This is a genomic window from Streptomyces sp. NBC_00400, from assembly GCF_036048035.1.
Classification (GTDB): domain Bacteria; phylum Actinomycetota; class Actinomycetes; order Streptomycetales; family Streptomycetaceae; genus Streptomyces.
Window position 1 is genome coordinate 5,983,074 of record NZ_CP107940.1, and the last position, 13,200, is coordinate 5,996,273.

Genomic DNA, 13,200 nt, shown 5'->3' on the forward strand with positions numbered 1-13,200 from the left:
CCTCCCGCTACAACCAGCCGTTCCGCCGCGCCGCCCGCACCGCCTCCATGCGGTTGCGGGTGCCGGTCTTGCCGATGGCCGCGGAGAGGTAGTTGCGGACGGTGGCCTGGGAGAGGTGGAGTCTGCCGGCGATATCGGCGACCGTGGCGCCGTCCACGGCGGTGGTGAGGACGTCGCGTTCGCGCTGGGTCAGAGGGTTGGGACCGGCGCTCAGCGCCGCAGCGGCGAGGCCGGGGTCGATGACCCGCTCGCCGGCGAGCACCCGGCGGATCGCCGCCGCCAGTTCCTCCACCGGGCCGTCCTTCACCAGGAAACCGGACGCACCGGCCTCCATCGCACGGCGCAGATAGCCGGGGCGGCCGAAGGTCGTCACGATCAGCACCTGGCAGGACGGCAGCTGTGTGCGCAGGTCGGCCGCGGCGTCCAGGCCGCTGCGGCCGGGAAGTTCGATGTCCAGGAGGGCGATGTCGGGACGGGCGTCCAGGGCGGCGGCGACGATCTGATCGCCCGCCGCGACCTGGGCCACGACCTGCATGTCCTCCTCCAGGTCGAGCAGCAGCGCCAGCGCGCCCCGCATCATCCCCTGGTCCTCCGCCAACAGGACCTTGATCACCTGGTCAACTCCTCCACGTCCGCCATATCACCCGTGCCGACCGGCAGTTCCGCCGTGACACGGAAGCCGCGGCGGCCGTCCGGGCCGCTGCGCAGGGTGCCGCCTGCCGCGGCCAGCCGCTCGGCCAGCCCCTTCAGCCCGGTGCCGCCCACCGGTCCCGAAGAGCCGGCCGGCACCGTGCTGTCCGGCTCTCCGGAGCCCGGCGCAGCAGGCTCCGGGCGGCCCGTGCCGTCCGGTCCCTGCGCACCGCCCGTAGCGCTCAAGTCGTCCCTCACCCCGTAGCCGCCCGGACCGCCGCCGTCCGGATCTTCTCCGGCCGGGCCGCCGCCGCGCCCGGGGACGCGGTCGCGGAGCCAGGCCAGGCCGGGTGCCGGGGCAGCACCGGAGCTTACGGGACCGCGGCCGTCGTCCGTGAGCGTCAGCCGTACCCGCTCCTCGTCGGCGTGGACGTCGATCTCGCAGCGGGTGGCGCCGCTGTGCCGGACGGTGTTGGTGACGCCCTCACGGACCACCCAGCCCAGCAGTGCACCGGCCTGCGGGGGCAGCGGCGGTCCCGCCTGCCGTACGACGGGTTCGATACCGGCCGCCTCCAGCACCGAGCGGGCCCGGTCCAGCTCGGTGGTCAGACTGCCCTCGCGGTAGCCGGTGACCGCCTCGCGGATCTCGGTCAGCGCCTGCCGGCCGACCGCCTCGATATCGGCGGCCTGGGCGAGCGCCGCCTCCAGATTGCGCGGGGCCAGCCGGCGGACCGCCTCGGCCTTGACCACCACCACGGACAGGGTGTGCCCCAGCAGGTCGTGCAGATCGCGGGAGAAGCGCAGCCGCTCCTTCTCGACGGCGCTGCGGGCCAGCTCCTGGCGGGTGGTGTTCAGCTCCTGGATGGTGTCGAACAGGCTGAGGACCGTGGCCGTCACCGTGCCGGACAGGAACGTGCCGTACCCGATGCCGAACGAGCCCCACGGGTCGGGGCCGTGCCGGCCGACCAGATATCCGGCCGTGCCGCTGAGCGTGATCAGCCAGAGGGCGAGCTTCTTGCCGCGCAGCGCGCGCACCGTGCCGGAGGCCAGTGACAGCAGCGGGAAGAACAGGAACCAGTTGCCGCCGAACCCGAGCGCGATGGCGAAGGTGACGGCGGTCAGCAGGCCCAGGGCGTACAGCGGATGGCGGGAGTCGCGCAGCCGGGGGTTGAAGGAGGACCAGACGACGGTGATGTAGAGGGAGTTGAAGGCGAGCAGCCCGAGACCGGCCAGCCACGGATTGCCCGTCTTGCCCTGGATGATGTTGGAAAAGGCGCCCAGGCCCATCAGCAGCCACGGCAGGAAGGCGTACTTGCCCGGCCCCCGGTCCGTTTTCCTGCCCGGACGCTTCGGCCGGCACGTGAGGTCGCCGGCGCCCTCCGCGCCGCCGGGTTTGCCGTCACCGGCGGCCCGCTGCTTGCTGTGCTGCACTGTCACTTCTCCGGTCTGCACCATCGTCGATCACACCGTTCGCGCGGCCCGACGGTACGCGTACACCGCATATCCGCCGAAGAGTGCCAGCCAGGCGGCCAGCGCCGCTACTGTGCCCAGGCCCGGAGCGGCGCCCTGGGTGACGCTCTGGCCGAGCTCGGCGAAGCGGTTGCCGGGGGTCCAGGACGACAGCGAGCGCAGCCAGCCGGGGAACAGCTCGGCCGGGAACCACAGGCCCCCGATGATCGACAGCAGCAGCATGCAGCCCGTGTTGACCAGGCCGGTGGACTGCGCGGAGAGGCGGTAGCCGTTGCCGAGGCCGAGCAGGGTGAAGGGGGCGGTGCCGATCCACAGCAGCCCGGCCAGTGCGGCCCACTGCCAGGCCGGCATCCGGACGCCGTTGACCAGCGCGCCCACCAGCAGGACGGAGGCGATGGCCGGCAGTACCGTCACCGAGCCGGTCAGTCCACGGCCCACGACGACCCGTATCGGGCTCAGCGGGGTGATGCGCAGCTGCCGAAGCCAGCCCAGCTGTTTGTCCTCGGCGACGCCCGTGCCCGTGCCGATCGCCGCGCCGAGCGCGCCGTATGCGGCCATACCGACCATCGACGCGGTCTTCCACTCCATACCGGCGCCGCCGGGGCCCGCGCCGATGTTGGTCATCAGCACATACATCAGCACCGGCATCCCGATGCCGAAGATGACGAAGCTCCGGTCGCGCAGGGTGCGACGCACTTCGAGGCGGATGTAGTCGAGCATCACGCAAGCTCCTTCGCGGACCGGGTGGCGGCGGTGTGCGCCGGGGTGTGGCCGGCGGCGTTGCCGGAGGTGAGAGTGAGGAAGGCGTCCTCCAGGCCGGTGGGGGTGACCTGCAGTGCGCGGACGAGCCCGAGCCCGGCGAGGGCCACGACGGTCGCGTCGGAGTCCGCCGTCCGCAGCAGTGCACGGTCGCCGCGCACCTCCACGGCGCTCACGCCGGGCAGGGTGGCCAGCGGCTCGGTCGCCGCGCCCGCGAGGTCGAAGGAGACCAGCGTGCCGCCGGCCCGCCGCTTGATCGACTCGCCGCTGCCGTCGGCGACCACCCGGCCGCCGTCCATCACCACGATCCGGTCGGCGTGCTCATCGGCCTCCTCCAGGTAGTGGGTGGAGAACACGATGGTGTTGCCGCGGCGGGCGTACGCGCGCATCGAGCGCCAGAAGGCGCGGCGCGCCTCGACGTCCAGTGCCGCGGTCGGCTCGTCGAGCACCAGCAGCTCCGGGTTGCCGGCCAGCGCCACCGCGAAGCGGACCCGCTGGGCCTGCCCGCCGGACAGCCGGTCCACCCGCCGCCCGGCGAACTCGCTCAGGCCCGCCAGCTCCAGGGCCTCGGTGACCGCCATGGGGTGGGGGTAGGTGGCGGCGACGAACGTGATCAGTTCGCGGACGGTGACCCGCGGAAGGGGCTTGCCGTCCTGCAGCATGGCGCCCACCCTGCCCGCCCGTACCGCCGTCTCCGGCGTGCCGGCGAACAGTTGCACCGATCCCGTACCGGGCGGCAGCAGGCCCAGCAGCATGGTGAGGGTCGTGGACTTCCCCGCACCGTTGCGCCCGAGCAGCGCCACCGTCTCGCCCACCGCGATCTCCAGGTCCAGCCCGTCCACGGCCCTGACCGCACCGTAACTCCGTGTCACCTCGGAGAATGCCACTGCCGCGGCGCCGCCTGTCGTGTACGCAGCGCTGACCGGCTCGTTCGTCCGTGCCATGCCCACCCCCGCCTCTCGTTCGATGTCTATGACATTACGGAGAGTTGCTGCGGGGTGTTAGAGGCGAATGTGTGTGATCCGCCCTGACAAATGTCACGGTTGGGCGCGGCAGTGGCCGGGGTGCGGGCGCGCCGGCGCAGGGGATCCGGGGGGGAGCCGAGGGGATCCGAGGGGAGTCGTGAGGGGGTCAAGGCGAATCCGAGCAGATCTGACGCAGTGTCAGGGGGCTTCCGGGCGTGGGACGGATCGGCTATACATGAGGGCCATCGGCTAGAACGCGTTCTAGAAGCGTGAAAGGCATGCCGGCGGAGCGCGGCCGCGCCGACCAGGTACGACCCCGGCACGGTCGACGGTGCGGACGGCCGGGCCGGGGTCTTCACAACGTGGTGAAGGAGCAAACAGCCCCATGCCCATCGACGCCGCCAAGGCCACCTCCGCCGAGCCGCGGACCACCGAACTCGCCTGGGACCACAAGGACGTCCAGCTCTACCACCTCGGCATCGGGGCCGGCGCGGCCACCCCGGAGAAACCTCACCCCGCCACCGACCCGGACGAACTGCGCTACACCCTGGAGAGCGCGCTGCACGTCCTGCCCGCCTTCGCCACCGTCGCGGGCGGGGGAATGGCCCTCGCCGGCGGGCTCTCCGCCCCGGGGATCGACGTCGACCTCGCCGCGGTCCTGCACGGCGGCCAGACCGTCACCGTGCACCGCGCCCTCCCGGTGAGCGGCCGCGCCACCCAGACCTCGTCCGTCCCCGCCGTGTACGACAAGGGCAAGGCCGCCGTCATCGTGCTGCGCTCCGAAGTCGCCGACGACGACGGGCCGTTGTGGACCTGCGACACCCAGATCTTCGTCCGCGGCGAAGGCGGCTTCGGCGGCGACCGTGGCCCCTCCGCCCGCCTCGACCTCCCCGACCGCACCCCCGACCTGCGCACCGAACGCCACATCCGCCCGGACCAGGCCCTGCTCTACCGCCTCTCCGGCGACTGGAATCCCCTGCATGCCGATCCCGGGTTCGCCAAGCTCGCCGGGTTCGACCGGCCGATTCTGCACGGACTGTGCACCTACGGGGTCACCCTCAAGGCCGTGGTCGACACGCTGCTCGGCGGCGACGTGGCCCGCGTGCGGTCGTACACGACCCGCTTTGCCGGGGTGGTCTTCCCGGGGGAGACGTTGCGGATCGGCCTGTGGCAGGAGCCCGGCCGGATCCAGGTGTCGGTCACGGCCGCCGACCGCGACGATGCGCCGGTGCTGGCCGACACGGTGGTGGAGCACAGCTAGCGAGACACCCGGTAGGGAGAGGCCCGGTAGCGAGACACCCGGTAGGGAGAGACCCGGTAACGAGTGCCGTCCGGGGTGCGCCTTGCGCCCCGGCCGGTCCGGGCGGGGGCGGGATTGCCGTACGTACGAGAGGAGTCGTGACATGCGCGCAGCCGTACAGCACGAGACAGGGCAGGACAAGCTCGAAGTCCTCGACGACGTCGAGGCGGTGGGGTTCGGCCCCGGCAAGGTCAGGATCCGGATCCGGGCGACCGGTCTGTGCCACTCCGACCTCTCGGCGATGAACGGGGTGCTGCCGCAGCCCGCCCCCTTCGTCCCCGGGCACGAGGGCGCAGGCGAGATCCTTGACGTCGGCGACGGCGTCACCGGGCTCGCCCAGGGCGACCGCGTCCTGATGTGCTGGCTGCCCGCCTGCGGCAGCTGTCCGTCCTGCAAGCGCGGCCAGACCCATCTGTGCCTGGCCGGGTTCATGAACGCCGGCACCCCCAACTTCCGGCGCGCCGGCGGCGACGTCTTCGGCTTCGCCGGCACCGGCACCTTCACCGAGGAGGTCGTGGTCGCCGCCAACTGCGCGGTCCCCATCCCGGACGACATCCCCTACGAGATCGCCGCGCTCATCGGCTGCGGCGTCACCACGGGGCTCGGTGCGGCCCTCAATACGGCCAAGGTGGAGGCCGCTTCCTCGGTCGCGGTGATCGGCTGCGGCGGCGTCGGCATCTCCGTCATCCAGGGGGCGAAGGCCTGCGGCGCGGCCCAGATCATCGCGGTGGACCCCGTGCCCGCCCGCCGGGAGGCCGCGCTCCGCTTCGGCGCGACCGAGGCCGTCGCCCCGGAGGAGTTCGCCGACGCCAAGGCCCGGATCACCGCGGGGGAGGGCTTCGACTACGTCTTCGAGGTGGTCGGCAAGTCCGCCACCGCCCGCACCGCCTACGAGATGACCCGGCGCGGCGGCACCCTGTGCGTGGTCGGCGCGGGAGCCATGGACGACACCTTCCAGGTCAATATGTTCGAGCTGTTCTTCGACGAGAAGCGGATCCTGCCGTCCCTGTACGGCGGCGCGGATGTGCTGCGCTCCTACGAGCGGGCCATCGCCCTGTGGCGGGCCGGCCGGATCGACCTCGAAGGCCTGATCACCCATCGCGTCCGGCTCGCCGAGATCAACGACGCGCTCGACCAGATGCGCTCAGGGACCTCGCTGCGCACCTGCATCGAGATCTGACGCCCGCGGCGCTCACGCTTCCACGGGAGCGCGTCGCCGCGCCCCCTCACCCCGTATCCACCGCACCCCACCGAGCTCCGAGAAGACTGGAGAGGACAGGAATGGCACAGCCACTGGAGGGCCTGACCGCGATCGTCACCGGTGCCGGGCGCGGCCTGGGCCGCGCCGAAGCCCTTGAACTCGCCCGCCTCGGCGCATCCGTCGTGGTCAACGACTACGGGCAGCCGGGCCGCGACGGTTCGGGCGAGGCCTCGGCGGCGCCCGCCGAGGACGTCGCCGCCGAGATCCGTGCGGCGGGCGGCCGGGCCGTCGCCCACCTCGGCGACGTCGCCGACCACGACGACGCCCGCGCCCTCGTGCAGCTGGCGGTCGAGACCTACGGACGGCTCGACATCCTGGTCAACAACGCGGGCATCCTGCGCGACCGGATGGTGTTCTCGATGAGCGAGGACGAGTGGGACTCGGTCATCCGCGTCCACCTCAAGGGCCACTTCAACACCACCCACTTCGCCGCCGCCCACTGGCGCGAGCGTTCCAAGGCGGCCGGCGGTCCGGTGCACGGCCGGATCATCAACACCTCCTCCGAGGCGTTCCTGGCGGGCTCGGCGGGCCAGCCCAACTACGCGGCGGCCAAGGGGGGCATCGTCGGCCTGACCACCTCCACGGCGCTGGCGCTGGGCAAATACGGCGTGACCACCAACGCGATCTGCCCGCGCGCCCGTACCCGTATGACGGAGGACGTCTTCGCCGGCTTTCCCGCACATCCGGGGGGCGGGGAGTCCGGGGAGGGCCGCGAGGGCGAGGGGGGCGGGCTCGATGTGCTCGCGCCCGAACATGTCGCGCCGCTCGTCGGCTATCTCGCCTCGCCGGCCGCGGCCCGGGTCAACGGCCAGTTGCTGGTCGTGCACGGCGGCATGGTCGCCATCGCCGAACGTCCGCGGATCGCCGCCAAGTTCGACACCGGCAAGGATCTCTTCAGCTTCGAGGAGCTGGATGAACTGCTGACCCCGTACTACGCACAGCGCCCGCCGGACGAGACCTTCGCGGCGGCCGAGGTGCTGGCCCTCAAGCACGACTGACCCCGCCGCGCGGCGCACCGTGCACCACGGCCGTGGCCGCCGCCCGCGACGATGCGGTGCGGCGGCCACGGCCGTTCGTACGGTCGGCGGGCGGGACGCGCCGGACCGGTCTTACGCGTCCTGCGGCTGCTTGTCCCGGCGGTGCCGGCCATGGGCGGCGGAGCCGGACTCCTCGGCGGCGGCCGGGCCACGGTGCTTGCCGGAGCTTGCGGCCTCGGCGGCCTGGGCGGATGCCTCCTGGGGGCTCGCCTGGGTCGTGTCGGTTCGGGCTTCGGACATGGGAAGAGTCACTCCGTCAGATTGCTTACAGCTGTACGCGTCGGGACCTCGCCCGACGACCGCCAAGGCTGACCCGAGCGGCACTGTCGGTGGCCGGTCAACCGGCTGCGTAGCCCCCGCCCGAAATTCTAACGGGGCCGGAAAACGCACTCCACCGGGTCTACCGGGCCGCCTGAGGTGCCTGTTGCAGGGGAACTGGCCTGCACATTCCAGGATGTGGGGGGAGGCGCGGCGGTTCCGCGGGCGCGGGCCGGGGTTGTGCAGATGCTGTGGAGCGGTTGTCGGTATTCGCCGCATCCGGGACAATCCCCCCGCCCCTCCCGGCAGCCGCCGCGGCCACCGCCCCGGAAGGCACCCCCTGCGTCCCGGGCGCTTCCTGGATCCCCGGCGCCTCCTGCACCTCCTGCACCTCCTGAGCCGACGGTTGCTGCTGCACGGGCTGCACGGGCTGCACCGGCGGTTGCGGCTGCACCGGCAGCTGCGGCTGCACCCCTCGCACCGCTTGCTCCGGCGGCTCCACCGGCCGCCCCGGCCCCACCACCCCCACCGGCTGCCCGTGCCCCACCTGCTCCACCAGCCGCTCAGCCCCCACCCGCCGCGCAGCCTCCACCAACCCCGCCGCCCCCGGCCGCACGGAGATCCGCGCCACTCCGCACGGCTCCGCCCCCGTCGCGTACGGCAGCAGCAGTTCGCCGCCCGCCGTCCACAGCCCGGCCTCCGCCAGCCACCCCTCCGGCGCCGGGAAGTGCCGCAACTGCCGCTCCGCGGGCCGCCAGACCCCCAGCCACGTCCCGTTCGCCGCGGCCACCCGGAACGCCACCGCACAGCTCTCCGGCGCCAGCATCTGTCCCGGCTGCATCGCGAACGGTGCGAGAGCCGCCTGCGCGGGATGCAGGCACTCCGGGAAGCGCACCGGCAGGCTGCTGCCCAGTACGCACCAGCCCAGCCGGTCGTGCCCCGGGGCGTCCGACCGCAGGAGCAGCAGCCCGCTGTCCGGATCGGCGAGCAGCAGCCGGTCGTTGCTCTCCTGGGTGATCTGCAGCAGCGGACCGGTCTCGCCGCCCCGCTCCAGATCGACCACCACGGTCTTCGTCCGGCCGTCCGTCTCCCGGTCCAGCGCCAGCAGCCGGCCGCCGCGGTCCAGCCAGACGCCCCCCGTACAGCGTCCCGGGATCCGGGCGGCCCGCTCGGGTCCTTCCGTGCCGCCGTGCAGTAGCCACAGGGTGGTCCGGTGCTCCTCGGGGGCCAGGGCGTAGCCCCGTTTCCCCCCGGGGGCGGGCGGCAGCAGGGTCAGCTCGGGGGCGTGCACGGCGCCCAGCAGGAGTTCACCGGTGCCGGGGCCCGCCGGGTAGAGCAGGGAGACGGCGAAACGGCCGGCGACCCGGCGCAGGATCAGCACCCGTCCGTCCGCGAGCGGCAGCAGCGCGCTGTCCGGCTCCTCGGGCTGGTTGCCCTGCAGCGGCACGGCGTACGGCTCGGGGCCGCTCAGCGTCCAGCGCTCCGGAAACCAGCTCCCGGCGGCGTCGTTGTGACGGGCGAGCCGGGCGGCGTACGAACCGTCGGCGGCGATCGTCAGCGCCGCGCGGTGCGCGCGGTCCCGCACATCCCGCATGTCCCGCGCCCTGGCGTCCTCAGTGGCACAGATCGTCATCGCAAGGTCACCTCCAGTCGGCAACCGAAGCTAGTTTTCGCACGTCCGGCCGATCGCCGGGAGGTGCCACACTTCACGCATAAGGGTGGCGATTGTCCGGTTCGCCGGTTCCCGGTGGGAGGGTTGTGCTTCGGATTTCCGGCACGGGCGGTGCGGAATTCCGGCACGGGCGGTGCGGAATTCCGGCACGGGCGGTGCGGATTTTCCGCATGGGCCGGGCGGCGGAGGGGCAGGGGCGGGGGAGACGACCCGAGGGCCCCGCGCCATGTCACAGCTGGGAGGTAATCTTCCACCCGTGCCCGTACTGTCTGAAGTCCTCACCGCGCTCGACGCCCTCTGGCCCCCCGAGCGGGCCGAAGGGTGGGACGCCGTCGGCACGGTCTGCGGAGATCCCGGCGCCGAGGTCCGCCGGGTGCTGTTCGCCGTCGACCCGGTCCAGGAGATCGTCGACGAGGCGGTGAAGCTCGGCGCCGACCTCCTCGTCACCCACCACCCGCTCTATCTGCGCGGGACGACGACGGTCGCGGCCTCGACCTTCAAGGGCAAGGTCGTGCACACGCTCATCAAGCACGACATCGCCCTGCATGTCGCGCACACCAACGCCGACACCGCCGACCCCGGTGTCTCCGACGCCCTGGCCGGCGCGCTGGACCTGCGCATCCTCGGCCCGCTGGTGCCGGACCCGAGCGATCCGGCGGGCCGCCGGGGCCTGGGCCGGATCTGCGAGCTGCCGCATCCGATGACGCTGGCCGACCTCGCCGCCTACGCCGCGGAACGGCTGCCCGCCACCGCTCAGGGCATCCGGGCGGCCGGCGACCCGGACCGCGAGATCCGGACCCTCGCCGTCTCCGGCGGCTCCGGCGACAGCCTCTTCGATGACGTACGGGCGGCCGGTGTGGAGGCCTTCCTCACCGCCGACCTGCGCCACCACCCGGCCTCCGAGGCCCTTCAGACCACCGGGCAGAACAGCCCGCCGGCGCTGCTCGACGCCGCCCACTGGGCCACCGAATGGCCGTGGTGCGAGCAGGCCGCGGCCCAGCTCGACGCGGTCTCCGACCGGCACGACTGGGGACTGCGCACGCATGTCTCCCGCACGGTCACCGACCCCTGGACCGCCCACGCGGCGTCCACCCCCTTCTTCGCCCCGACCCACACCACAGGAGCCCCACGCTGAACGCCGCGCCCGCCGACCAGATCCGCCTCCTCGACGTCCAGGCCCTGGACGTGAGGCTCACCCAGCTCGCCCACCGGCGCAACAACCTCCCCGAGCTGGCCGAGCTGCAGACCCTGGAGGCCGACCTCATCCAGCAGCGCGACCTGCTCGTCGCCGCGCAGACCGAGGAGAGCGACACCAGCCGCGAGCAGACCAAGGCCGAGCAGGACGTGGACCAGGTGCGCCAGCGCGCCGCCCGCGACCAGAAGCGCCTGGACTCCGGTGCCGTCACCTCCCCCAAGGACCTGGAGAACCTCCAGCGCGAACTGACCTCGCTGGCCAAGCGCCAGGGCGACCTGGAGGACGTCGTCCTGGAGGTCATGGAGCGCCGCGAGAGTGCCCAGGAGCGGGTGACCGAGCTGACCGGCCGGGTCGACGCCATCCAGGCCAAGGCCGATGACGCCGCCGCCCGCCGGGACGCCGCCTACGCCGAGATCGACACCGAGCGCGGCACGGTCGCCAAGGAGCGCGAGCTGACCGTCGCCGACATCCCGGCCGATCTGCTGAAGCTCTACGACAAGATCCGCACGAAGGAGGGCGGCGTCGGCGCGGCCCGCCTCTACCAGCGCCGCTGCGAGGGCTGCCGCCTGGAGCTGAACATCACCGAGGTCAACGACGTCCGCGCGGCCGCCGCCGATGCGGTGCTGCGCTGCGAGAACTGCACCCGCATCCTGGTCCGTACGCCCGACTCGGGTCTGTAGGCCGTGTCGCGCGTCCTGATCGTCGAGGCGGACGGCGGGTCCCGGGGCAACCCGGGGCCGGCCGGCTACGGCGCGGTCGTCCTCGACCCGGAGTCGGGCGAGGCGCTGGCCGAGGCCGCCGAGTTCATCGGCACCGCCACCAACAACGTCGCCGAGTACAAGGGCCTGGTGGCCGGTCTGCGGGCGGCGCATGCGCTCGATCCGCAGGCCCGCATCCGGGTGCGGATGGACTCCAAGCTCGTCGTCGAGCAGATGTCGGGACGCTGGAAGATCAAGCACCCGGACATGAAGCCGCTGGCCGCCGAGGCCGGTGCGGTCTTCCCGCCCGGCCAGGTCACCTACGAGTGGATCCCGCGCGCGCAGAACAAGCACGCGGACCGGCTCGCCAACGAGGCGATGGACGCCGGGAAGACCGGCCGGCAGTGGGAGCCGGGCAACTCCACGGCGGCGCTCGCCACCGCGGCCGCGCCCGCCCGCAGCGCCGCCGCCCGGGCCGCCGACGAGGCGGTGGCGACGGCGGAGGAGGCCGCGTCTTCCGCCGCCCCGGCGGTCGGCTGGGGCTCTCCCGACCTCGGCCCGCCCGCGACCTTCGTCCTGTTGCGGCACGGCGAGACCCCGCTGACGCCCGAGAAGCGGTTCTCCGGCAGCGGCGGCACCGACCCCGCGCTCTCCGCCGCCGGGCGCCGCCAGGCCGAGGCGACCGCCGCCGCGCTCGCCGCCCGGGGCACGATCCAGGCCGTCGTCAGCTCACCGCTGCGGCGCTGCCGGGAGACCGCCGGTGCGGTCGCGGACCGGCTCGGCCTGGAGGTCCGTATCGAGGAGGGCCTGCGCGAGACCGACTTCGGGGCGTGGGAAGGGCTGACGTTCGCCGAGGTGCGCGAGCGCCACCCCGACGACCTCGACGCCTGGCTCGGCTCCGCCAAGGTGGCGCCCACCGGAGGCGGCGAGTCCTTCGCGACGGTCGCCCGCCGGGTCGCCGTCGCCCGCGACAAGCTCCTCGCGCGGTACGCGGGCAAGACCGTCCTCGTGGTCACCCACGTCACCCCCGTCAAGACGCTGGTCCGGCTGGCGCTGGGCGCCCCGCCGGAGTCGCTGTTCCGGATGGAGCTGTCCGCGGCGTCGCTCTCGGTCGTCGCGTACTACTCCGACGGCAACGCCTCGCTGCGGCTGCTGAACGACACCTCGCATCTGCGGTAGCGGCCGTGCCGCGACAGCGCGGCCGCGCACCCCATGGCCAGGGCGACAGGGCCCGGCACCTCGCAGACCGAGGTGCCGGGCCCTTCGCACGCGGCAGCCTCAGGCCGCCAACGCCGCCGCCTCCCGGGCGAGTCGGCGCACCCGGTCCCAGTCCTTCGTGGCCAGCGCCTCGGCCGGCAGCATCCAGGTGCCGCCGACACAGCCGACGTTCGGCAGCGCCAGATAGGACGGCGCCGACGCCAGGCCGATGCCCCCGGTCGGACAGAAGCGGGCCTGCGGCAGCGGCGCGGCCAGCGCGGCGAGATAGGCGGTACCGCCCGCCGCCTCGGCCGGGAAGAACTTCATCTCGGTGACGCCCTCCGCCAGCAGCGTCACCACCTCCGAGGCCGTGGAGACCCCCGGCAGGAACGGCACCCCGGAGTCCCGCATCGCGCCCAGCAGCCGCGGCGACCAGCCGGGGCTGACCAGGAAGCGGGAGCCGGCCGTCAGGGCCGTCTCGACCTGGCCGGGGGTGAGCAGGGTGCCCGCGCCGATCACCGCCTCCGGGACCTCGTCGGCAACGGCCCGGATCGCGTCCAGCGCGGCGGGCGTCCGCAGGGTCACCTCGATCGCGGGCAGCCCGCCCGCGACGAGCGCCCGGGCGAGCGGTACGGCATCGGCCGCGTCGTCCAGCACGACGACCGGGATGACGGGGGCGAGCCCGAGGACAGAGGCGGGGGAGGGGGCGGCGCGGGTCACGTCGCCCATGGTGCGCCCGCTCACCCACTCTCCGCAAC

The 13,200-nt window shown here is 73.4% G+C and carries 13 protein-coding genes; 6 read left to right on the plus strand and 7 right to left on the minus strand.

Annotated features, from left to right (window positions below; translation table 11 throughout):
• Positions 1-7: 7 nt before the first annotated feature.
• Genes OHS81_RS26185 through OHS81_RS26200 form a run of 4 tightly spaced genes read right to left on the minus strand, consistent with a single transcriptional unit; the run spans position 8 to position 3,803 of the window.
• The gene (locus OHS81_RS26185) at positions 8-613 is read right to left on the minus strand and encodes a response regulator transcription factor (protein WP_328387099.1); all 606 of its coding nucleotides are present in this window, start codon (positions 611-613) and stop codon (positions 8-10) included.
• The gene (locus tag OHS81_RS26190) at positions 610-2,085 is read right to left on the minus strand and encodes a sensor histidine kinase (protein ID WP_443058768.1); all 1,476 of its coding nucleotides are present in this window, start codon (positions 2,083-2,085) and stop codon (positions 610-612) included. The genes OHS81_RS26185 and OHS81_RS26190 overlap by 4 nt, the downstream gene beginning before the upstream one ends.
• A 6-nt stretch (positions 2,086-2,091) precedes the next feature.
• Positions 2,092-2,820 (minus strand): ABC transporter permease, encoded by a 729-nt coding sequence (locus OHS81_RS26195; protein WP_328387100.1) that lies wholly within the window; start codon positions 2,818-2,820, stop codon positions 2,092-2,094.
• Complete coding sequence (locus OHS81_RS26200) at positions 2,820-3,803, minus strand: ABC transporter ATP-binding protein (RefSeq protein WP_328387101.1); 984 nt, start codon at positions 3,801-3,803, stop codon at positions 2,820-2,822. Before OHS81_RS26200 ends, OHS81_RS26195 begins: the two co-directional genes overlap by 1 nt.
• Positions 3,804-4,209: 406 nt before the next feature.
• On the opposite strand from OHS81_RS26200, the gene OHS81_RS26205 reads away from it, so the two are divergent.
• The 3 genes from OHS81_RS26205 to OHS81_RS26215 all read left to right on the plus strand — a co-directional run bounded on the left by OHS81_RS26205 (position 4,210) and on the right by OHS81_RS26215 (position 7,383).
• Positions 4,210-5,085, plus strand: coding sequence for a MaoC/PaaZ C-terminal domain-containing protein (locus OHS81_RS26205; protein ID WP_328387102.1), 876 nt, complete (start codon positions 4,210-4,212; stop codon positions 5,083-5,085).
• Between the two features lie 142 nt (positions 5,086-5,227).
• Positions 5,228-6,304: a Zn-dependent alcohol dehydrogenase gene (locus OHS81_RS26210; protein WP_328387103.1), complete on the plus strand. Its 1,077-nt coding sequence runs from the start codon at positions 5,228-5,230 to the stop codon at positions 6,302-6,304.
• 101 nt (positions 6,305-6,405) lie between these two features.
• Positions 6,406-7,383, plus strand: a complete 978-nt coding sequence (locus OHS81_RS26215; RefSeq protein ID WP_328387104.1) for a 3-oxoacyl-ACP reductase — start codon at positions 6,406-6,408, stop codon at positions 7,381-7,383.
• A 111-nt stretch (positions 7,384-7,494) separates the two neighbouring features.
• Here the strand turns inward: OHS81_RS26215 and OHS81_RS26220 are convergent, their stop codons facing one another.
• Both OHS81_RS26220 and OHS81_RS26225 read right to left on the minus strand, forming a co-directional pair.
• The gene (locus OHS81_RS26220) at positions 7,495-7,662 is read right to left on the minus strand and encodes a hypothetical protein (protein WP_328387105.1); all 168 of its coding nucleotides are present in this window, start codon (positions 7,660-7,662) and stop codon (positions 7,495-7,497) included.
• Positions 7,663-7,822: 160 nt separating this feature from the next.
• Positions 7,823-9,313, minus strand: a complete 1,491-nt coding sequence (locus tag OHS81_RS26225) for a hypothetical protein (protein ID WP_443058769.1) — start codon at positions 9,311-9,313, stop codon at positions 7,823-7,825.
• A gap of 295 nt (positions 9,314-9,608) precedes the next feature.
• Here OHS81_RS26225 and OHS81_RS26230 point away from each other — a divergent pair, with 295 nt between their 5' ends.
• The 3 genes from OHS81_RS26230 to OHS81_RS26240 are packed head-to-tail and all read left to right on the plus strand — an operon-like array spanning position 9,609 to position 12,424.
• A complete protein-coding gene (locus OHS81_RS26230; RefSeq protein ID WP_328387106.1) occupies positions 9,609-10,487 on the plus strand; it encodes a Nif3-like dinuclear metal center hexameric protein in 879 nt (292 codons plus the stop codon).
• The gene (locus OHS81_RS26235; RefSeq protein ID WP_328391436.1) at positions 10,484-11,227 is read left to right on the plus strand and encodes a zinc ribbon domain-containing protein; all 744 of its coding nucleotides are present in this window, start codon (positions 10,484-10,486) and stop codon (positions 11,225-11,227) included. The genes OHS81_RS26230 and OHS81_RS26235 overlap by 4 nt, the downstream gene beginning before the upstream one ends.
• 3 nt (positions 11,228-11,230) lie before the next feature.
• Positions 11,231-12,424: a bifunctional RNase H/acid phosphatase gene (locus OHS81_RS26240; RefSeq protein WP_328387107.1), complete on the plus strand. Its 1,194-nt coding sequence runs from the start codon at positions 11,231-11,233 to the stop codon at positions 12,422-12,424.
• 99 nt (positions 12,425-12,523) lie between these two features.
• On the opposite strand, the gene eda is transcribed toward OHS81_RS26240, so the two are convergent.
• Positions 12,524-13,171: a bifunctional 4-hydroxy-2-oxoglutarate aldolase/2-dehydro-3-deoxy-phosphogluconate aldolase gene (eda, locus tag OHS81_RS26245; protein ID WP_328391438.1), complete on the minus strand. Its 648-nt coding sequence runs from the start codon at positions 13,169-13,171 to the stop codon at positions 12,524-12,526.
• Between the last annotated feature and the right edge of the window lie 29 nt (positions 13,172-13,200).